The sequence below is a fragment of the Chromobacterium sp. FG89 genome (genome assembly GCF_057808735.1).
Genome location: NZ_JBMDIQ010000012.1, coordinates 95,839 through 115,951 on the forward strand (window position 1 = coordinate 95,839; position 20,113 = coordinate 115,951).

Here is a 20,113-nt window from a genome sequence, read left to right on the forward strand (position 1 = left end):
TTGCCATCGACATACAATTCGCCCTGTGCGCGGCGCCGCCGCGCCGTCCCGACGCCATGCACAGGAGCGCCCATGTCCCTTCCCCATCAACCCGGCTGCGCGTGCTGCACGCTGCCCCGGCTGTCCACCCAGCTGGACGCCTTGCAACATCACAACTGGACCGAAAGCCTGTCCGGCCTGATCCGCGTCGCCGCCGAGCGCGCCAAGCTGGCGCTGCATCAGGACGCGGCCATTTTCCACGGCGGCCCCATCTACACGCTGCAAGGCGGACAGCCCGGCCGGGTGGAAGCGCTGGGCGTCGCCCACGGCAAGGTGGTGTCGGTGGGCAGCCTGCGGCAGGTGGAGGCCGATATGCAGGCCCAGCCGCGCGCGGAGCGGATTGATCTGCGCGGCAAGACCCTGCTGCCGGGCATGGTGGACCCGCATATGCACATCCTGCCCAGCGCGCTGTACCGCAACTGGGTCAATCTGAGCCCCTTCGAGGATCAGATCCTGCGCCCGGGCTACAATCTGGGCTGGATTGCCGAGAAGCTGCGCAACGAGCTGACCGCCCGGCACGGCCACGCGCGCGCCGACGCGCCGCAATGGCTGACCGGCTTTGGCGTGGACCCTTCGCTGATGACGGAATGGCAGGAGCCGGATCAGCCCTTTCTGGACCAGATCAGCACCGAGACGCCCATCTTTCTGATCAACGCCTCCGGCCACCTGGGTTACGCCAACTCCCCGGCGATGAAGCTGGCCGGGCTGGACCCCGACACCAAGGGGGTCACCACCGAGGCCGACGTCGGCAAGGTGCTGGCGGTGATTCCCGGCCTGGCCGCTCCGCACTTGCTGAGCAAGCTGCAGGAAATCCTGCACGAGGCCGCGTCCAGAGGCATGACCACGCTGTTCGACGCCGGCCTGGGCGCCGCCATGGGCCAGCTGGAAATCACGCTGCTGCGCGCCTTCGCCCAAAGCCCGCTGGCGCCGGTGCGCATCGGCGCGGCGCTGTACTCCAACCAGGACTGGCTGCAAGAGCAGTGGCTGCACACCTTCCAGCCCAATCACATTCCGCACGACGACGACCGCTTCAGCATCCGCGCGCTCAAGCTGATCGCCGACGGTTCCAATCAGGGCCTGACCGGCTACCAATCGCAAGACTATTGCTGCGCGGACCAGCACAGCGTGCCCAATGTCTCTCCGCGCGGCCTGTTCAACTTCGAGCCGCCCATCACCTTCGCCGCCCAGTTGCAGCGCGCGCTGAACGCCGGCTGGCCGGTGCTGGTGCACGCCAACGGCGATCAGGCGGTGGATTACGTGCTGGCCGCCTTCGAACTGGCGCTGTACGACGAAAACGCCAAGGACGGCGCGCCCAATCCCAAGCTGGCGCTGCGCTCGCGCATCGAACACGCCTCGCTGCTGAGCGACGCCAGCATCGCCACCATGGCGCGGCTGAAGCTGTCGCCCAGCTTCCTGATCGGCCACGTCGGTTACTGGGGCCACACTTTCAAGACCACCATCCTGGGCCGCGAGCGCGCCCAGATGCTGGACCGCTGTCAGTCCGCGCTCAAGGCCGGTCTGCGCATCAGCCTGCATTCGGATCACTTCGTGTCGCCGCTGGGCACGCTGCGGATGATGGAACAGGCGGTGACGCGGGTGATGGAGGCGGACCCGGAGCGGCAGGCGCTGAATCCGGCGGAGTGTCTGGACCGGCTCTCCGCGCTGCGCGCGGTGACGCTGGACGCCGCCTGGCAGTGCCATATGGACCACATCGTCGGCTCGCTGGAACCGGGCAAACTGGCGGACCTGGCCATCCTGGAACAGGACCCGCTGGACCCGGCGGTGCCGGCCGGATCGCTGCGCGACATTCCGGTGCATCAAACCTGGCTGGCCGGCAAGCCGGTCTTCCACAACCCCAAGACGCACTGAGCCGCGTCCGGCACGCAAAACAAAACCAGCCGGGATTCCCGGCCGGTTTTTGCGTTCCGCCCTCTTCCGCCGCGCGGGCCGAGAGCGGGACTTCGACTCAATGCGCCACGGACTTGGACATCAGATTCATCACCAAGACCCCGGCCACGATCAGGCCCATGCCTATCATCGCCGGCGCGTCCAGCTTCTGGCCGTACATGACCCAGCCGACGATGGAAACCAGCACGATGCCGACGCCGGACCACAGCGCGTAAGCCACGCCCACCGGGATCTGGCGCAGGGTCAGCGACAGCATGTAGAAGGCCAGCATATAGCCGGCGGCCGTCAGCAAGGATGGGCCGATCCGGGTAAAGCCGTCGGAGGCCTTCAGCGAGGAGGTGGCGATCACCTCGCTGACGATGGCGACGGCCAGGAACAACCAGGTTTTCATTCAAGACTCCAGTTCGGCGCAAGGCTTGCCGCCGCGCTCGCGCAGCTTGGCGCGCAGGGCGTCGTACAGCCAGTTGAATACATAAGTGTAAGGCAGGAAGAAGGCGAAGAAGCCCAAATCCAGCAAGAAAGCCTGCCAATAGCTGACGTTCAGCCACCAGGCCGCCAAGGGCACCAGCATGAACACCAGGCCGCCCTCGAACATCAGCGCGTGCAAGCAGCGCACGCCCACCGTGCGGCTCCAGCCCATCGCCGCTTCCAGGCGGTCGAACAGCATATTGAACACCACGTTCCACAACATGGCCGCGGTGGACATCATGAAGGCCAGCGCGCCCATGTGCAGCAGGCTTTGTTCCATCACCAAGGAAGCCAAGGGCACCAGCAGGGCCATCGCGCACAGTTCGTACATCACGGCGTGGAAGCCTCGCTCCAGCCAGGATTTTTGTTTGTCCATACTATTTCACAATCATGACCGTTTAAAGAATCCGTTCACGATCCGCTGCGCCGCGGCGGGATTGTTGGACAGAGGCTTGAAGACCGCTTCGAAACGCGCATGAAGCGCTCGCGCATTCCGCTGTCTCGGCCGCAAAGCCTTGTCTCGCCATGGTCCGCAAGATCGTAAACGTCAAGATAGTCGCTATTCTGATTGGTTTTTCGGATGGTTAAAAAATAATAACCATCGATAAAACCGATACATCAAGCCATGCCGGCGCGGGCGCGGCTCAGGCGGCGCAACAGGCTGGCGCGCAGTCCGTCGTACAGCCAGTTGAAAACAAAGGTATAGGGCAGGAAGAACAGGAAAAAGCCGATATCCAGCAAGAAGGCCTGCCAGTAACTGATCTCCAGCCACCAGGCCGCCAGCGGCACCAGCAGAATCACCAAGCCGCCCTCGAACAAGAGCGCGTGCGCCGCCCGCAACGCCGGGGTCCGCGTCCAGCCGCGCCGCCGTTCCACGCGTTCGAACAGCGCGTTGAAGACGATGTTCCACGACATCGCCGCCGTGGTCATCATCAGGGCCAGCGCGCCGATCTGCGCGGTGTCCTGATTCAATAGCCAGCTGGCCAAGAGCATCAACAACATCACGGCGCACAGTTCGTAAGCCACGGCGTAGAAGGCGCGCTCCAGCCAGGATTTCTTTACTTGCATCGATTCTCCTTGATCCGCCGCGGCGCTTGGAAGCGGTGTGCGACCTGCTGCGCCGCGGCTTGATTGGCAAGACAATGACGCGATTTTTATTGGTTTTTCGGATAGGATAAAGATGGGTTAAATCGGAGAAACCGATATGAGCATGTCGCTAGACGCGCTGGCGGCGTTTGCCAACGCCGCCGAACTGGGCTCGTTTTCCGCCGCGGCGCGGCGGCTGGGCAAGAGCCAGTCCACCATCAGCGAGGCCATCGCCAATCTGGAAATCGATCTGGCGGTGCAGTTGTTCGACCGCGGCAGCCGCCAGCCGGCGCTGACCCAGGCCGGCCGTCATCTGCTGGGCTACGCGCGGCAGATGCTGGCCATAGGCGATGAATTGAACCAGCAGGCGCAGCTGCTGACCGCCGGGCTGGAGCCGCGGCTGACCCTGGTCTTGTCCGACACCTACCAGTCATCCCGCTTTCAGGAGGTGACCCGGCAGTTGGAACGGCACTTCGAGGCCTTGGAGCTGGAATGCCTGGTGGGCGAACAGGACGACGTACTGGACTTGATCCAGACCGGACGCGCGCACCTGGGCTGCATGGCGGCGCTGGAGCAGTACCCGGCCGATATCGGCCACGCCACGCTGGGCGAGGTCAGCGAAGTGGCTTTGTACGTGGCGCGCAGCCATCCGCTGGCGGCGCTGGAGCAGGTGGACCGGCAGGCGCTGAGCGGCTACCGGGAGTTGCGGCTGAACACGTACACCGAAAGCAAGCCGGACACGCTGAGCCGGCGCTGCTGGTTTGCACCCAGCTATCTGATGCTGCTGGAAATGGCGATCCTGGGCGCCGGCTGGGCCGAGTTGCCGCGCTGGCTGGCGGATTCCTTCGGCGCCGGCCGGCTGAGCGAACTGCATGCGCCGGGCTGGCCCAAGGCGCGCCACATCGATCTGGTGTGGTCGCGGCGGCGGCCGCTGGGCCTGGCCGCCGTCTGGGTGCGCGAGCAGTTGCTGCGCTCCTGACAAGGCCGCCGCGCGTGACGCCAGGCGCGGCGGACGCCGAGGACTCAGCCGCCGGGCGCGGTCATCGGCCGCAGAATCCACATCGGCGGCCGGCCGGGATGCAGCTTGCGCAGCCGCAAGGCCGGCGGGAAGATTTTTTCCATGCCGAAGCCGAAGGCCAGGGTGCGATCGGCCTGGCTGACGATGTTGCCGGGCTGGGAGAACACATCCCAGCGCTGGCTGGGCAGCGCGGGTTCCGGCAGCAGATCCAGTTGCAAGGGCGAGCCGTCGGCCACTTCATTGGCGGCGATCACCAATTGATTGCCGCTGGTGGCCAGCGCGAACAGCCCGCGGTCGAAGTCGATATTGAACAAGGCGGCGAAATTGTTCTGGAACGGCTGCAGGCTGAGCCGGGAGCCCTTGATCGAATCCTCGGCCACAATGGCGTAATCCGGGAAATAGGCCGAGGTGATGAAATACGAAGTGCTGCTGAAACCCATCGTTTGCTCCTTGCATGAACCCCAAAAGCGGCGGCGAGCCTTAGAACCTGTTTACGATCTGCTGCGCGTTGGCGAGACGGCGTTGAAAACCCCTTCGAAATGCTCATGTACCAACCGTACATTCCGCTTTCTCAGCCGTTTTCGCCTTGTTTCGCCCTTGCTCGCAAGACCTTGAACAGACTCTTTGCGCCCGCCGCCGCGATCTTTGCCCTTCGCTGATTAAGCGGTTTCCAGCACCAGTTCCGAGCGTTGCGCCGAGGTCAGCGGCTTGAGCGCCCATTGCTGAGCCGGCGAAGCGTTGAACTCGTACAGCCAGATCAGGCTGCCCACGCCGCCGCGGCTTTGGTTGTCTATCACCAGATTGTTGTTTTGACGGCTGGAGATATAGCCCGGACGGGAGAACAGGTCCCATTGCTGGCTGAGCGAGGACGGATTGTACGGACGCAGCACCAAGGGCTTGCCGCTGGACAGGTCGGAAATGTCGATCACCAGCTGGTTGCCGCTGGTGGCCAGCGCGAACACGCCGTTGGCGAAGTCGATGTTGAACAGCGACAGGAAGTTGCCTTGGATGGGCTGCAGGTACAGCTGGGAACCGCTCATCGAATCTTTGGCGGTAATGCCCAGCGCGGTGTTTTGGCTATAGGTGAGGAAGTAAGGAACGCTAGAGAAAGACATATGGCAACCCCCATGTTTATGCCAATCAATTATTGGCTTTCTCAAACTAGCAAGGTTTGCCCGTATTGCAAGCGCCGGCCCGAAACCGGCCGCGCCCGGCGTAAAATCCAGATAAAAATCCGATCAGAAACACGAACTTAGACGACGATAAGTGAAATTGCTTAAAGTCATCCGGCACAGAACGGTCTGTTCGACAACAGACGCGGCGCCAACAAAAACAGCCGGGCGTCAGCCCGGCTGTTTTGATCCGTCCCAGCAGTCGATCAGACCGACAAATAAGACGATTGCTTCAGGCCGCGGCAGAACTCGGCGAAGAACAGGCTGCGCTCTTCGCTGCTGAGGTCGGCGGCGCGCGACTTGGCTTCGTAGCGGTTGAGGATGTCTTCCGGCGACAGGTGCACGTAACGCAGCATGTCTTCTATGGTGTCGTGCTCTTCCACGCCGGAGAACTCCAGCTCGCCGCCGTCGCGCACATAGACGTTGACCGAGTCGGTGTCGCCGAACAGATTGTGCATATCGCCCAGGATTTCCTGGTAAGCGCCCACCAGGAAGACGGCGATCAGATACTCGTCGCCCTGCTTCACCTCGTGCACGGACAGGCTGGATTCTATGCTCTGCTGGTCCACGTACTGCTTGAGCTTGCCGTCGGAATCGCAGGTCAGATCCTGCAGCACCGCGCGGCGGGTGGGCTGCTCGTTCAGGCGGTGCAGCGGGGTGATCGGCAAAATCTGGTCGATGGCCCAGGTGTCCGGCAGGCTCTGGAACACCGAGAAATTGCAGAAGTACTTGTCGGCCAGTCGGTCGGTCAGTTCGTCGTACACCTGGCGCTGCGAACGCTGGCTGGCTTGCAGCTGGCTGTGCAGGCGGCGGCACAAGGCGGCGTGCACGTCTTCGGCCAGCGCTTTTTCCTTCAGCGACAGCCGGCCGGCGGCGTACAGATCGGTGACTTCCGACACGTAGTGGCTGGCGCGGTAGTAGATTTCGGTGACCAGGTCGTCGTCGTTCAGCTGAACCAGTTCAAACAGCTTGCGCACCGGCTGCGACAAGGCGGCGATGTCGTCCACCTGCGGCACTTCGTCCGGCAGGCGCTCCACATCGGTCACGTTCATGATCAGCACGGCGTGGTGGGCGGTCATCGCGCGGCCGGATTCGGACAGGATGCGCGGATGCGGAATGCCGTTCTCGCCGCAGAACTCGGACAGCATGGACACGATCACGTGCGCGTACTCGTCCATATCGTAGTTGATGGAGCTGTCGTTGCGCGAATGGGTACCGTCGTAATCCACGCCCAGGCCGCCGCCCACGTCCACGTGGTCGATGGGCAGACCCAGCGCGCGCAGTTCCGCGAAGTAGCGGATGGCCTCGCCGAAGCCGCTGCGGTAATCGCCGATGTGGGCGATCTGCGACCCCATGTGGAAGTGCATCAGACGCACGCAGTCGGCCAGGCCGGCGGCGGTGAGCTTGTCCGCGGCGGAGATCAGCTGGCCGGCGGACAGGCCGAACTTGCCCTTCTCGCCGCCGGTGTCCGCCCACTTGCTGGACGCCAGCGAGGACAGACGCACGCGCATGCCGATATTGGGACGGATGCCCAGCTTGCGGGATTCATCGATCACCAGCTCCACTTCGGATTCTTTCTCGATGACAATGAACACCTGGTGGCCCAGACGTTCGCCCATCAAGGCCAGGCGGATGTAGTCGCGGTCCTTGTAGCCGTTGCAGACGATGGTGCAGCCCTTGGGCGCCAGCGCCAGCACCGCCATCAGTTCCGGCTTGGAGCCGGCTTCCAGGCCGATGGACACGTCCGGCGTGGCGATGATGCTCTTCACCACCGCTTCTTGCTGGTTGACCTTGATCGGATAGATGGCGGTATAACGATTGCCGTAGCCTTGTTCGGCGATGGCCTTGTCGAAGGCCGCGCACAGACGCGTGACGCGGTCTTGCAGAATATCGGGAAAACGCACCAGCAACGGCAGGTCCAGGCCCTTGCCGGACAGTTCGCCCACCAGACGATGCAGGTCGATTTCCTTGTTTTGGCGCACATTCGGACGCACGACGATATTGCCGTTGGCGCCCATGTCGAAGTACCCCGCTCCCCAATGCCGGATGCCGTACAACGCCCGGCTATCAGCCACAGACCAAGCCATGAGTTTTCCCCTCAAGAACTGACGGAAAGCCCTGAACCCCGCGCAATGATGGGTGGACAGGGATTTCCAAAGGACGCGCCCAGGCCGCCGCCGAAAAAGCGATGAGCCAGCCGCAGGAGCATCCTTATGATGGATAACCCCGCTCCTTAGTGCGCGGCTTTCGGGCTGAACAGCTTTTATGTGGGCCTGGGATGTCGGAGCGAAACAATTGAATTGTAGGTTTGCAAAGCTGCAAACGAGCGCGGATTGTAACAACATCACGCGGCTTGACAAGTAAAAAAATGTATAAAAATCCGCATGTCCAATTTAATCGACAAGCCCGCGCCGGGCGGCCCGGCAAGCCTTGCCGGGCAAGGCTTGAGCAAAAACAGCCCCCTATATTTTTCTCATGCCGGCAAGCGGCCGTTTCTCCGCCCGGGGACCTCGCGGTTCCGGCAATGGACTTGTCCAAAATATTCAACAAGAGCGCGCCCCGGCCCCTTGCTCCGCCACGCCAAAAAACCACAGCGCGGCCCGGCGCGCCAAGCCGCGCCGAACAAGGCTTTTAGCCCAAATACGGCATGTTTTTTCAAATCTGCGCCACGCGCCGCCACCTGCCGCGCCGGCTCTGGTTACAATGCCCCGGTCATCACTAGCCGCAAGCACGAGCCAGCCCATGCGCGAGCATCACCACGATTTTCTGTCCTGGACCATGAATCCGGCCTCCCCGGCCTCCGCCGAATGGCAGCTCCACTCCGGCGTGCGGGCGCGCTGGCTGGATTACGGCGTCGTCGAGCTGGAACCCCTCGCCGCCGCCGCCGATTCCCTGCTGCTGTCCAGCGGCGTGCACGGCAATGAGACCGCGCCTATCGAGGTGCTCAACGCCATCCTGGCCGACATCGCCGGCGGCAGGCTGGCGCTGCGCTGCCGGCTGCTGGTGATCTTCGGCAATCTGGACGCGATGCGGCTGGGCAAGCGTTATCTGGATTACGATATGAACCGGCTGTTCAACGGCGCGCACGCGCGCCAGCCGGAAGCGCGCGAAGCGGCGCGCGCGGCGCGTTTGGAACAGGCGGCGGCGGACTTTTTCGCCTCCGCCCGCGGCCGGCGCTGGCATTACGATCTGCACACCGCGATCCGCGGCTCGGTGTTCGAGAAGTTCGCCATCTACCCCTATCTGCACGACCGCCCGCACAGCCGCGCGCAGCTGGCCTGGCTGAAGAGTTGCCAGGTGGAAACCGTGCTGCTGCACAGCCAGCCGGCCAATACCTTCAGCTACTTCACCAGCCGCCACTGCCAGGCGGACGCCTTCACGCTGGAGCTGGGCAAGGCGCGGCCCTTCGGCCAGAACGACCTGTCCCGCTTCGCCGGCATCGACCAGGCGCTGCGCCGGCTGCTGGCGGAGCCGGAGCAAGAACTGCCCGGCTACCGCGACGGCGATCTGCCGCTGTTCCAGGCCAAGTACGACATCGTCAAACACAGCGAAGCCTTCCGCCTGCACCTGGCCGACGACGTGGAAAACTTCACCGCGTTGCCGGACGGCTTCCTGATCGCCGAGGACGGCGAACACCGCTATGTGGCCGTCGGCGGCGATGAGCGCATCCTGTTCCCCAATCCCACGGTCAAGCCCGGACTGCGCGCCGGCATCGTGGTGGCGCCGGCGCGGCTGCCTTAAACGCGATTCAAGGTTCCGCGCGGACGCCCAGCCCTCAAGGGGGCCGCGCGCGACAACGCCGCGGCCATGGCCGCGGCGTCGTTCATTCCGGCAGGACCTGCCCGCCCCGCGCGGCGTTTCAAGCGAACTCAGCGGCCGCCACCCTCGCTACCGCGGCGATCACCGCGTTGCGCTCGTCCATCATCGCCGTCGAGCCCCAGTAATAGACCGACAGCAACAACGGCGACTTGCCCGGCCGCCAGGCCACGGCCACGTTGTTGGCGGCGCCGTGGCCGCCGCTGCCGGTTTTGTCCCCCACCCGCCACTCCGCCGGCAAGCCGGCGCGGATGCGCAGATTGCCGGTGGTGTTGCCCAGCAGCCAGTCGTTCAGCAAACCGCGCTGCCGCTCCGGCAATAGCGGGGAAAACAGCAGCGCGCGCAGATTGGCCGTCATCGCCGCCGGCGTGGTGGTGTCGCGCGGATCGTCCGGCTCGGCGCGGTTCAGTTCCGGCTCGACGCGGTCAAGCCGGCTCAGGCCGTCGCCCAGCGAACGGGCGAAGCGGGTCACCTCCTGCGGCCCGCCCAACTGCTCCAGCAGCAGATTGGCGGCGGTGTTGTCGCCGAAGCGCATCGCCGCGTCGCACAAGTCTTTCACCGACATGCCCTGCTCCACGTATTGTTCGGCGATGGGCGAATAGTCGATCAATTGCTCGCGCCGGTAGCCGACATGGCGATAGAGCAGATCCGGCTGCGTCGCGCTGCGTTGCAATAAGGCGCCCACCAGCAGCAGCGTGAACGTGCTGCACATCGGGAAGCGCTCATCGGCCCGGTAAGCCAGCGTCCGCCCGCTGTCCGCCTCTTGCGCGAACACGCCGATGCGGCCGCCGGCATTGCGTTCCAGCTCCGCCAATTGACGCGCGGCCGGGGCTTCGCCCGGCACCCGCAACGGCGGGCGCGCGCAACCCCAGATCAACGGCGTGGCGGCCAAGGCCGCCAGCAAGACGCGCCGCTGCGCAAAATCATCCATAGATCAATCCCCAGATTCGGTATGACGGCGCGGCCCGTCGCAACGGCCGGCCATCGCGGTTTAGTTCCCCCGATGCGCATTGCCGCTACCCGCCGCAATGACAATGAACTAAAGTGCGATACATATTCTTTTGCGCCTGAACTCTGAAAATAGATGCGTCAAAACATCACGAACAGGTTCAAGCACTTTTAATGACACATTAAACAATCGAATGACATGAAAAAGCCTGCACAGTTCCGTATCCCCGCTTTGCGGCGCATCGCTGGCCTGCTCGGCCTCAGCCTGGCCCTGCTGGCCGCGCCGCTTGAAGCCAAAACGCCGCACACGCATCGGCACGCCAGCGCGCCGGCGCAAGAGCAGTTGCTGGAACACGGCAGCTACACCAACTCCGACGGCGTGGAGGTCCACAGCCCGGCCCATACCCGCTCCGGCAAAGCGCCGGCCGGCGCCAGCGCGCGCTGCCGCGACGGCAGCTATAGCTTCAGCCAGCACCGGCGCGGCACGTGTTCGCATCATGGCGGCGTGGCGGCCTGGCTCTGAGAACCTGTTTACGATCTGCTGCGCGTCGACGATACGGCGTTGAAAACATCTTCGAAATGCTCATGTACCACGCGTACATTCCGCTTTCTCAGCCATTTTCGCCTTGTCTCGCCTTAGCTCGCGAGATCGTAAACACGTTCTGAGAACCCGTTCATAGTCTGCTACGCTTCAGCGATACGGCATTGAACGGGCTCTTGCCTCACACCAGACAGCCGGCAAACAGTAGGTACACCGCGCCCGCGCCCAAGAGCCAGCGGCCGTCCACGCTGCCGCGGCGGAACAACAGCCACAAGCCGGCGATCGCCGCCATCGTGGCCAGGCCGGACCACAGCAGGACGCCGTCGAACATCCACGGAGTGAAGAACAGGCCGAAGGCGCTGGGAATCGTCGCCTGTATCATCATCGCGCCGGAGATATTGGCCAAAGCCAGGCGCTCCTTGCCCTGGCGCAGCCAGATCAGCGCGTTCATGATTTCCGGCAATTCCGTGGCCACCGGGCTCAGCAGCAAGGCCACCAGATGCGGCGCCATGCCCCAGTGTCCGGCCAGCGCTTCCAGCTGCGCGACGAAACCGTGCGCCGCCGCCGCGATCACCGCCAAGGCCAGCAGGGCCTGCGTCGCCGCCCAGCCCAGGCCGCCGCCGGCGCGCAGCTTCAAGGCGTCCAGTTCTTCCTCTTCCGGCGCGGTGTCCGCGCTGCGGATCTCGCGCCAGACATAGGCGGCGTAAGCGGCCAGGAACAGCACGCCCAGCCAGGGCTTGATGGCGAAGGCCAGCAGGCCCAGCGCCACCTTGAACGCGAAAATCAGCAAAAACGCCAATTGGTCGCCGGCCAGCCGGCGGTGATCGACGCGCAGCAGGTAGTCGCCGCGCCCCAGCCGGCTGCGGTTGCGCCACAGCGCGAAGCCCACCACCGCGTACGCCAGCGTAGCCAGCACCAGCGGTCCGCCCAGGGCGGCGCCGACGCCGATGTCCTTATGTTGCGGCGTGCCGCCGAAGGCCATCGCGGTCAAGGTGACGGCGCTTTCCGGCAAGGCGGTGCCGAAAGCGGCGAGCACGGTGCCGACGGCGCTGGCGCCCAGGTTCAGATGGCGTCCGCACCATTCGATGGCGTTGACGAAGTATTGACAGGAAAGATAGATCAGGACGGCGAGGCCGAGCAGAAGCGACAGGGTCAACAGCATAGATAGTCTTGGGCCGGGCAAGCGGATGGACAATGGCGCAACGACGCGGCTTGCCCGGCGGCAAACGCATCGTGGCCAAAGGTCTCGCTTGGCGGCGCCGGCAATGCCGGCCGCTGACCGCGCCATGAGGAAAGCTCCTCAAGTTTGTTGACGCGGCCTCTTCGGCGGGGCCGAAGATGGCTACTCCCCAATGACAACGGCGCCATTGTGCCAGCCTGGGCGCAATGGCGCAAACCTAGGCGTCCGTCATGCGACGCCCACAGCGGATGAAGGCGAAGGGCCGCGACGTCGCCGCCGCGGCCGCCTCGGCGCTAGCGGCGGAACCACTCGCGCTTGGACAGCGCCGCCTCCACCTGCTCGCGATTGAGCAAGGCGTCGCGCATGGCGTTCCGCGCCGCCAGCTCCATCTGGTCGCCGTAGTAAGGCGATTGCGGCTGGCTGCTGTTGCCGTAGGTGTTGATCACCTTGGCGCGCAGCGGCCGGCCGAACTCCACCAGGGCGGTGAAGGTGTCGCCGAAGATGGCGCGCTGGCGGCCGTCGCTGTCGCCGATATAACTGAAGGTGCGGAAAGCCCCCAAACCCTCGGCGCCGCCGCTGGCTGGCTGGTCCAAGCGCGCCGCGCCGCCGGCGGGGCCGCGCCGCAGCCGGTAGACTTCGCCGAAGGCGATGTCCAGCGGCACGCCGGCCTGTTGCAGCCCCTGGGCCGCCGCGCCCAGCTTGCTGAGCGCGAAGCCGGCGTCGCGCAGGCCGGCGGGCGTGTCGTAGGGCTGCGCCGGATCCGCTTCCCGGCGGTAGCGCAAGGCCTCTTCGCCGCCGGAGGCCGCCACCCAGGCGGCGAACAGCACCGCGCCCTTGCTGGCGGCGTCGCTGCGCCGGTCCCATTGGGCCAGCACTTGCGCCGCGGCGATCAGGCCGGCGTCGCCGGAGGCGCGCGCATAGCCGATCAAATCGTCCAGCACCCGGTCCGCCAGCAGCAGCCGGGTGTCGTGCTTGGCGCTGAGCAGCGTATCCAGGGTGAAGGCCGGCGTCTGTTCGATCAGCTCGATGCCGCGCTGTTCGCGCAGCAGCGGCGACGCCCGCGGCGACAGATAGCCGGCGTAGGCGGCCGGGTCCAGCGCCGGCTTGCTCATATACCAGGGCACGCTATTGGAGTTCTGCACCCAGCCGCTGGACGGATTGGCCACCTGCGGCAATTCGTCCAGCCTCAGCGCCTGACGCCAGATCAGATCGCTGCGGCTGCCGTCCACCGGCTGCGCCCAGAAGGCGGCGTCGCCGCCGGCACGGCGCGGGGTCAGACCGCCGAAAGCCGCCCAGACATTGCGTTGGGCATCGGCGTAGATGATGTTGTGGTAGGGATTGCGCAGCCGCGCCACGACGCTGCGGAAGGCCTTGAAGTCGGGCGCTTGCGCCATGTCCCACCATTGCTCCAGCACGCCGGGGGTCTGCAGCTGGTCCACGCCGACAATGCGCAGCGCGTAGCTCTGGCCGTCCTTGTCGAACACCGGGCCCTGCTCGGCGCGGCGCAGCGTCAGCTGCTCGGCTTGCAGGCTGCCGTCCGGCTGACGGATATACAGGGTTTCGCGCTTGGTTTCGAAGTCGCGCGCCACGCCGTCCAGCAGGTATTGCCGGCCGCTGAGCTTGAGTTGGTACAGGTCGCAGCCGTCCTGGGTGTTGACGGTGTGCACCCAGCCCAGCCGCTGGTTGAAGCCGATGCGCATCACCGGCAGGCCCACCAGGGTGGCGCCGTAGATATCGTATTCCGGGCTCTTGAATTGGGCTTCGAACCAGGTGTGGCTGCCGCCCCACAGCAAATGCGGGTTGGCCAGCAGCATGGCGTTGCCGGAACGGCTCTTGGCCGGCCCCAGCGCCCAGCCGTTGGAGCCGCCGATCAGATTGATGGGGGTGGCCACCGCGTCCGGATAGATCAGCGAGCAATTGGCCGCGCCGGTGGCGGTGGAGCCGCTCAGATAGCCGAAGAAGATGCGCAGGGTGTGGGCCAGCACGTCCTCGCTGCGCACCGGCAGCACCGCGCGCGCTGCCGGGCTCAGACCGCCGCTGGCGGCGGCCTGGTCGTTGACGCCGGCGACGAAGGCGTCCAGGTAGGCGCGCATGCGCGGGCTTTGCTGTTGCAGCCATTGTTTGGAGCGCTCCGGGAAGCCCATCGCGCGCACCAGGCGGTCCACTTCCGCCATATTGCTGGGGAAGGGCTCGCCGGCCTCGAACACCGCGCCGTAGTATTCCGCGCCGCGGCCGCGGCCCTGGGCGTACAGCCGCAACAGCAGCTCCGGATGCGCCTGCATCTGGGCGCGGCCGAAGGCGTAGGCCAGGCTGTCGGCGCGCGCGGCGTAGATGTGCGGCACGCCGCTGCGGTCCCACAGCACCTGGCTGCCGCGCGGCTTGCCGTCTTCGTCCAGTTCGCAGGCTGTCAACAAGGACAGCATGGCGATGCCCAATAGGGCGAGGATCAAGCGTTTCACTACCTTTCCTCCTTTTTGACAACTTAACAATGAGCTGTCGGCCAGCATGCTCAACAGCGATGCCCGGTTCTTCACACTCTTGAAACGACGGAACTGGCCAGCAAGAAAGGAAGCACGTATCCAACGCGCCCAAAGTCCCTTCAAGTCTGCCGCCGGGTGGCAGGCCCGAGGTTTTAGCTACGCAGAAACTTCGCTTCGCTCGTTTTAAGCGGCTGCCTGTTCGAGCTGCGCGACGTTAGCGTGCCATCACTGAGCGAATCCTTGATTCGCTCAGTGATGGGGGAATTTGGCCGAGTGGTTCCCCTTCCTGCCTTATTCCCTCGCGACGCTACGCTTGCCTCGCTCGGTCAGCGCAGCCCCGGCAATCAAAACCATCATCCGCGCAGCGGATGCCTCATGCCCCTAATACCAGCGAAACACCCGCGCGCCGCTGACGAAGCCGGCAATGCCGATCAGCGTGAGCACCACCGCCGAACGCGCGATTTCCAGCACTCCGGCCCCCTCGACGAAGATCATGCGCATGCCGTCCGCCAGGATGGTCAGCGGCAGCACCTCGATCACCGCCACCATCCACTCCGGGAAGTGCTTGTAGCTGAAAAAGATGCCGGAAAAGATCACCAGGAACAGGATGGTCATTTCCAGCAGGCCGTTGGCGGTCTGCGCCTTGGTGGCGCGCGAGGCGGCCAGGATGGCGATGCCGGCGAAGCAGACGTTGCCGGCCAGCAGCAGCACGATGAAGGGCAGCGCCCCGCCCTGGGCGTGCACGTCGAAATAACTGCTGGCGAACAAATACAGCACCAGGGTTTCCAGCAGGCTGAACACCAGGCAGGCCAGCACATGGGCCAGCAGGAAGTCGGTTTTGCGCATCGGGGTGATGCGCATCTGCCGGGTGACGCGGGTGGCGCGTTTTTCGATCAGCGACCAGCCGACGGCGATCAGGCAGGTTTCCATCACCGCCATCGCCACCAGGCCGGGCACCAGAAAGTCGATGTAGCGCAGGCCGGGGCTGTCCAGCACCGACATATTCTTGTCCACCGCCTGGCTCAGCGCGTCCGGGTCGTCGCCGAGGAAGAAGTAGGTCAGCAGCGCCTCGTTGTTCTGCGGGTCCAGATAGTAGATGCGCTTGCCGCTGTCGGCGCTGGGCTCCATGAACACCTGCACGTCGCCGCGCTTGAGGCCGCGCAACACCGATTCGCGGTCCGGGTAGTACTGGAAGCGGTATTTCATCCGTATCAGGTGGTCGCGCTTGATCTCGTCGGCGTTGATGACGCTGGACAGCGGCTGGTTGCGGGCCTCCACCTTGCTGATCCAGGCCTTGACCGCGGCCTGCTCCTGCAAGCTGGGCGGCAGCACCACGCCTATGGTGCGCTCCTTGATTTCGCCGCCGGAGAAGGACACGCCCAGCAGCCACACCAGCAGCAGCGGGAAGCCGAAGGACCAGAACAGGATTTGCGGTTCGCGCAGGTATTGGCGGAATTGAGTGACGATCAGATTGAGCAAGGCGTTATTCATGGAAACCTCGGCCGGCCAGTGACAGGAATAAATCGTCCAGCGTTTTTTTGCGCACGATGATTTCGTCGATGTCGATTTGTTGTTCGCGGATGAACTCGGACAGACGGAACAGGAAGGCCGAGCCGTTGCGCACCAGCAGCCTCGCCTTGGCGGACGCCTGGTCGTAGCTGTAGCTGATGATGTTGTCCTTGTGCTTGGGCTCGGCGCCGCCGGCGCCGCTCTTGACCCGGTACTCGACCACTTCGCCCGGCTCGTGCGCGGCCAGCAGCTCGTCCAGCGTGCCCTGGGTCAGAATCCGGCCCTGGTGCATGATGCAGATGCGGTCGCACAGGTATTCGGCTTCTTCCATGTAGTGGGTGGTCAGCAACATGGTGGAGCCCAGCTCCTTGTTGAGCTTGCGCAGGATGTCCCAGGTGCCGCGCCGCACCTGCGGGTCCAGGCCGGTGGTGGGCTCGTCCAGGATCAGGATTTCCGGCTGGTTGAGGATGGAAATGGCCAGGGCCAGCCGCTGGCGCTGGCCGCCGGACAGCCCTTCCACCATCACCTTGCGCTTGGGGGTCAGTTCCACCAGCTCCAATACCTCGTCGGCGCGGCTGCGCGGCCGGCGGTAGAAACTGGCGAACAGGTTGACGGTTTCGTCCACCCGCAGCTTGTTGATGAACAGCGATTCCTGCAGCACCCCGGCCAGGCGGTGGCGCAGATAGCTTTCATCCTTCTGCCAGCTGCGCCCCAGGATGCGGATGGAGCCGGCCTCCGGCTGTTTCAGTCCCTCCAGCATTTCCACCAGCGTGGTCTTGCCGGCGCCGTTGGGCCCCAGCAGGGCGACGAATTCGCCGCGATAGATGTCCAGCGACACGTCGTTGACCGCGGTGTAGTCGTTGAAGCGCTTGGTCACCGACTGGAATTCGATGACTTTTTCTCTTGTTGTGGCTTGGTGCATTTCACTTTCCATAGAAGCCGAAGGAGAACCGAAGCAGCGGAAAACCCCGCGCAGCCGCAGGGCTTATCCGCCTCTTTTCATTGCCGCCGCGCGGTCAAACGAGTTGATAACGGTCCGCATCCTTCAGGAAAGGGAACTGGGCGCGCACATCGTCCAGCTGCGCGCGCGACAGCCTGGCCTGATACACGCTTTCCAGTTGGCGGCCGTGGTACAGGGTGTCGCCCAGCGGATCGATCAGCATGGAGTCGCCGCTGTAGCGGATGTCGTTGCCGTCCACGCCCACCCGGTTGACGCCGATGACGAAGGCCTGGTTTTCGATCGCCCGCGCCGGCAGCAGCGTCTGCCAGTGCTTGGCGCGGCGCTCCGGCCAGCTGGCGATGTAGAGCGCCAGGTCGTACTGGCTGTTGTTGTTGCGCGACCAGACCGGGAAGCGCAGGTCGTAGCAGACGAAGGCGGCCACCGACCAGCCGTCCACCTTGACGATCAGCGGCGCGTCGCCGGCGGTGTAGTGCTCGTGCTCTCCGGCGAAGCTGAACAGATGCTTCTTGTCGTAGCTGAACAGGCTGCCGTCGGCCTTGGCCCACAGCAGGCGGTTGTAGTAGCGGCCCTGCTCTTCTATGGCCACGCTGCCCACCAGGTCGGCGCGCTTGGCGCGCGCGGTGTCGCGCAGCCATTGCACCGCCTTGCCGTCCATGGTTTCGGCGATCTTCTCCGGCCGCATGCTGAAGCCGGTGGTGAACATTTCCGGCAGCACGATCAACCGGCTGTCGTTCACCGCACTCAGGTGGCGCTCCATCCGCTGCAGGTTCTGGTCCACCGATTCCCAGGCGATGTCGCTTTGCACCAGGGTGACGGCTAAGTCTTGATTTGGCATGGTTTGCTTTCCCAATGGGTCAATATCACTTCGTTGTGGTCGCCGCGCTCGCGGCTGCTCTGGCGCACCAGCACTTCGCCTCCGTCGTCGGACAGATACCAGCCGGTGCCGCTGATCTTGCGCCGCTTTGATTGATAGGCCACCACCCTCGCCTGCCGCGGCTGGCCCAGCAGGTCCAGGGTTTCGTCCGGCAGCCGCTGGTAGCGGACCTCGTCGATGTCGAAGTGCTCCAGATCCAGCACCCGCAAGGTGGCCTCGGCCTGGCCGCCGACGAGAAAGCGCTCGGCGGCGTCTTCGCTGCTGGCGTCGAAATCCCCCAGCTTGAAGCGGCGCACCTCCAGCTGGCCGTCGTGCAGACGCAGGGTCAGCACGCCCTGACGCAGCCGGCCCTTGATCACGGTCTTGTCGCCGTCCTCGTCGGAGACGCCGGCGTAGCGGCACAGGCCGTCCGCGCCGAAATCCATGCTCTCGTCCGATTGCAGCGAGTAGTCGAACCACAGCCCGCTGCAGCGCAGGTCCATCCGGTTGCTGACCTGCAGCACCGGCATGTCGTCCAGCCAGCCGCGGCGGCGTTCGGTCCGCAGCCGGCCTATTGGTTCGCCGTTGCTCAGCACCTGATAGTCCAGCAGCAGTTCCGCGACCGGTGGGGACCTCGAAAAACCTGCTGCGCCGTCCGATAGCTGCGTTGCTCCGTGCTCGCTCCCTCGCTGTACTCCTTGTACTATCTCGGTCGCTGCGCGCGGTGCGTCTTGCTCTCGAACCGCTCGCGACGGTTTTTCGAGCGCCCCCGGCGCTTCGATCAGCGCTTCCTCGTCGGCCAGCATCTCAGCGCACCGCCGCCGCGTCGCTCAGGTCGGCGTCGTACAAGCTCTCCATATAGCCGCCGGCCATGCTGGTGTGACGCTTGATTTCCGCCAGCGGGGTCTGCTCCGCCGGCGCGTTCAGGAAGCCCACCTTGCAGGCGTAGTCCAGATAGCGGCCGAACAAGGCCTGGTCCGAGTCCGGGCAGCGGATGTCGGTGTTGGCCAGCAGCTCCTGGATCTCGCTGGTGTCGTACTTGGCGTGCTCCTTGCAATCGCTGCCATCGTAGAAGATGGCCATCAGATCGGTGAAGGTGGAGCGGTAGCCGGTGCCGCCGCGGTGCATGCGGCCTTCCTGCAGCGCTTCGAAGTAGTCCTTGGACGATACGTCGCGCAGGGTGTAGCCGTAGCCGCGCAGGCGGGCGACGATGCCGTCGTAGTTGATCGGACGCGGATTGGTCAGGTTGTAGGTGCGACGATTGCTGGACTGCAGATTCATCGCCGCGAACAGCGTGGCCTGGGCCACGTAGTCCACCGGGGAGATGTCGAAGGCTTCGTCCGAGGCGAAGGTCAGGCCGGTTTCCACCAGCGATTTGAGCATTTCGTAGTAGATGCCCTTGACCTTGGTCTGCTTCAGCGGGTAGCAGCCGGTCCGGCTGTCGCCCCAGATATTGCCCGGACGCACGATGACCCAATCCAGGCCGCGCTCGCCGGCCTCGTGCACCATGCGCTCGGCGGTGAATTTGGAGCGTTCGTAGTCCATGTTGACGAAGCCCTGGCCCACGTCCAGATCGGTTTCGCGCAGCACGAAGTCCGGCTGGTACAGCTTGTCGCCCACCATGCTGAAGCTGGAGGTGAACACCAGCGGGGCCTTGCCGGCCAGGCACAGCTCGATCAGGTTGGCGGTGCCGCCCACGTTGACCGGGGCGATCTTGTTGTAGGAGGCCACCAGGCTGACGTTGGCGGCGCAATGCAGCACCAGGTCCGCCAGATGAGCCAGGTCGCGGTAGGCGCTGGCGTCCAGGCCCAGCATGGGCTGGCTGATGTCGCCCAGCACCGGGATGATGCGCCAGGCTTCGGTGGCCAGTTTGCGGCCCTCGTCGTAGCAATACAGCACGTCTTCGATGCGGGCGCGCGCGGCGTCCTTGTTCTCGGCCCGCACCACGCAATACACGTTGGCGTCGGTGGTGGCCAGTATTTCCTGCAGCAAACGGCCGCCCAGCACGCCGGTGGGGCCGGTCAGCACGATGTTCTTGACGCTGGTCTTGGCTCGGTAATCCATGACTTCACCTCTGAATTTGGTTTGGTTCCAGTCGGGGGCCGGCGCGGCCGGCCCCCTGTCACGCTATGCG

General features: G+C 64.7%; 18 protein-coding genes and 1 riboswitch. Of the genes, 4 read left to right on the forward strand and 14 right to left on the reverse strand.

Features of this window, described 5'->3' with window-relative positions:
- The first annotated feature begins 72 nt into the window (after positions 1–72).
- Positions 73–1,908 carry an amidohydrolase gene (locus ACODRW_RS13715; protein WP_107799341.1) on the forward strand — a complete coding sequence of 612 codons (1,836 nt, stop codon included), beginning with the start codon at positions 73–75 and terminating at the stop codon, positions 1,906–1,908.
- 97 nt (positions 1,909–2,005) lie between these two features.
- Here the strand turns inward: ACODRW_RS13715 and ACODRW_RS13720 are convergent, their stop codons facing one another.
- The 3 genes from ACODRW_RS13720 to ACODRW_RS13730 all read right to left on the reverse strand — a co-directional run bounded on the left by ACODRW_RS13720 (position 2,006) and on the right by ACODRW_RS13730 (position 3,483).
- The gene (locus ACODRW_RS13720) at positions 2,006–2,338 is read right to left on the reverse strand and encodes a DMT family transporter (protein WP_081544619.1); all 333 of its coding nucleotides are present in this window, start codon (positions 2,336–2,338) and stop codon (positions 2,006–2,008) included.
- On the reverse strand, positions 2,339–2,791 hold the full coding sequence (locus ACODRW_RS13725; RefSeq protein ID WP_107799342.1) for a multidrug/biocide efflux PACE transporter: 453 nt from the start codon (positions 2,789–2,791) through the stop codon (positions 2,339–2,341).
- Between the two features lie 242 nt (positions 2,792–3,033).
- Complete coding sequence (locus ACODRW_RS13730; protein WP_107799343.1) at positions 3,034–3,483, reverse strand: multidrug/biocide efflux PACE transporter; 450 nt, start codon at positions 3,481–3,483, stop codon at positions 3,034–3,036.
- A gap of 136 nt (positions 3,484–3,619) precedes the next feature.
- On the opposite strand from ACODRW_RS13730, the gene ACODRW_RS13735 reads away from it, so the two are divergent.
- On the forward strand, positions 3,620–4,480 hold the full coding sequence (locus ACODRW_RS13735; protein ID WP_488905978.1) for a LysR family transcriptional regulator: 861 nt from the start codon (positions 3,620–3,622) through the stop codon (positions 4,478–4,480).
- A 44-nt stretch (positions 4,481–4,524) separates the two neighbouring features.
- Here the strand turns inward: ACODRW_RS13735 and ACODRW_RS13740 are convergent, their stop codons facing one another.
- The 3 genes from ACODRW_RS13740 to speA all read right to left on the reverse strand — a co-directional run bounded on the left by ACODRW_RS13740 (position 4,525) and on the right by speA (position 7,778).
- On the reverse strand, positions 4,525–4,959 hold the full coding sequence (locus tag ACODRW_RS13740; RefSeq protein WP_107799345.1) for a hypothetical protein: 435 nt from the start codon (positions 4,957–4,959) through the stop codon (positions 4,525–4,527).
- A 219-nt stretch (positions 4,960–5,178) separates the two neighbouring features.
- Positions 5,179–5,634 (reverse strand): RICIN domain-containing protein, encoded by a 456-nt coding sequence (locus tag ACODRW_RS13745; RefSeq protein WP_107799346.1) that lies wholly within the window; start codon positions 5,632–5,634, stop codon positions 5,179–5,181.
- A gap of 263 nt (positions 5,635–5,897) precedes the next feature.
- Positions 5,898–7,778: an arginine decarboxylase gene (gene speA, locus ACODRW_RS13750; RefSeq protein ID WP_107799347.1), complete on the reverse strand. Its 1,881-nt coding sequence runs from the start codon at positions 7,776–7,778 to the stop codon at positions 5,898–5,900.
- A gap of 655 nt (positions 7,779–8,433) precedes the next feature.
- Between speA and astE the strand changes: the two genes are divergently transcribed.
- Positions 8,434–9,432 carry a succinylglutamate desuccinylase gene (gene astE / locus ACODRW_RS13755; protein WP_488905979.1) on the forward strand — a complete coding sequence of 333 codons (999 nt, stop codon included), beginning with the start codon at positions 8,434–8,436 and terminating at the stop codon, positions 9,430–9,432.
- A gap of 118 nt (positions 9,433–9,550) precedes the next feature.
- On the opposite strand, the gene blaCHA is transcribed toward astE, so the two are convergent.
- Positions 9,551–10,438 carry a CHA family extended-spectrum class A beta-lactamase gene (blaCHA, locus tag ACODRW_RS13760; protein ID WP_107799349.1) on the reverse strand — a complete coding sequence of 296 codons (888 nt, stop codon included), beginning with the start codon at positions 10,436–10,438 and terminating at the stop codon, positions 9,551–9,553.
- 216 nt (positions 10,439–10,654) lie between these two features.
- Here blaCHA and ACODRW_RS13765 point away from each other — a divergent pair, with 216 nt between their 5' ends.
- Positions 10,655–10,978, forward strand: a complete 324-nt coding sequence (locus ACODRW_RS13765; protein WP_227108053.1) for a DUF3761 domain-containing protein — start codon at positions 10,655–10,657, stop codon at positions 10,976–10,978.
- A gap of 199 nt (positions 10,979–11,177) precedes the next feature.
- Here ACODRW_RS13765 and ACODRW_RS13770 read toward each other — a convergent pair whose 3' ends face one another.
- From ACODRW_RS13770 to ACODRW_RS13800, 7 genes are all read right to left on the reverse strand, one after another.
- Entirely contained in the window at positions 11,178–12,158 is a 981-nt protein-coding gene (locus tag ACODRW_RS13770; RefSeq protein WP_488905980.1) for a sodium:calcium antiporter, read from the reverse strand.
- Between the two features lie 56 nt (positions 12,159–12,214).
- Positions 12,215–12,359, reverse strand: a riboswitch (yybP-ykoY riboswitch).
- Between the two features lie 110 nt (positions 12,360–12,469).
- Complete coding sequence (locus tag ACODRW_RS13775; protein WP_488905981.1) at positions 12,470–14,635, reverse strand: penicillin acylase family protein; 2,166 nt, start codon at positions 14,633–14,635, stop codon at positions 12,470–12,472.
- Positions 14,636–15,037: 402 nt separating this feature from the next.
- On the reverse strand, positions 15,038–16,147 hold the full coding sequence (locus tag ACODRW_RS13780) for an ABC transporter permease (protein ID WP_107799353.1): 1,110 nt from the start codon (positions 16,145–16,147) through the stop codon (positions 15,038–15,040).
- Positions 16,140–17,087 (reverse strand): ABC transporter ATP-binding protein, encoded by a 948-nt coding sequence (locus tag ACODRW_RS13785; protein WP_107799354.1) that lies wholly within the window; start codon positions 17,085–17,087, stop codon positions 16,140–16,142. Before ACODRW_RS13785 ends, ACODRW_RS13780 begins: the two co-directional genes overlap by 8 nt.
- Before the next feature lie 94 nt (positions 17,088–17,181).
- A complete protein-coding gene (locus tag ACODRW_RS13790; protein ID WP_227108047.1) occupies positions 17,182–17,961 on the reverse strand; it encodes an amidohydrolase in 780 nt (259 codons plus the stop codon).
- Positions 17,943–18,575, reverse strand: a complete 633-nt coding sequence (locus ACODRW_RS13795) for a hypothetical protein (protein ID WP_107799356.1) — start codon at positions 18,573–18,575, stop codon at positions 17,943–17,945. The genes ACODRW_RS13790 and ACODRW_RS13795 overlap by 19 nt, the downstream gene beginning before the upstream one ends.
- A gap of 211 nt (positions 18,576–18,786) precedes the next feature.
- The gene (locus ACODRW_RS13800; RefSeq protein ID WP_107799357.1) at positions 18,787–20,043 is read right to left on the reverse strand and encodes an SDR family oxidoreductase; all 1,257 of its coding nucleotides are present in this window, start codon (positions 20,041–20,043) and stop codon (positions 18,787–18,789) included.
- Between the last annotated feature and the right edge of the window lie 70 nt (positions 20,044–20,113).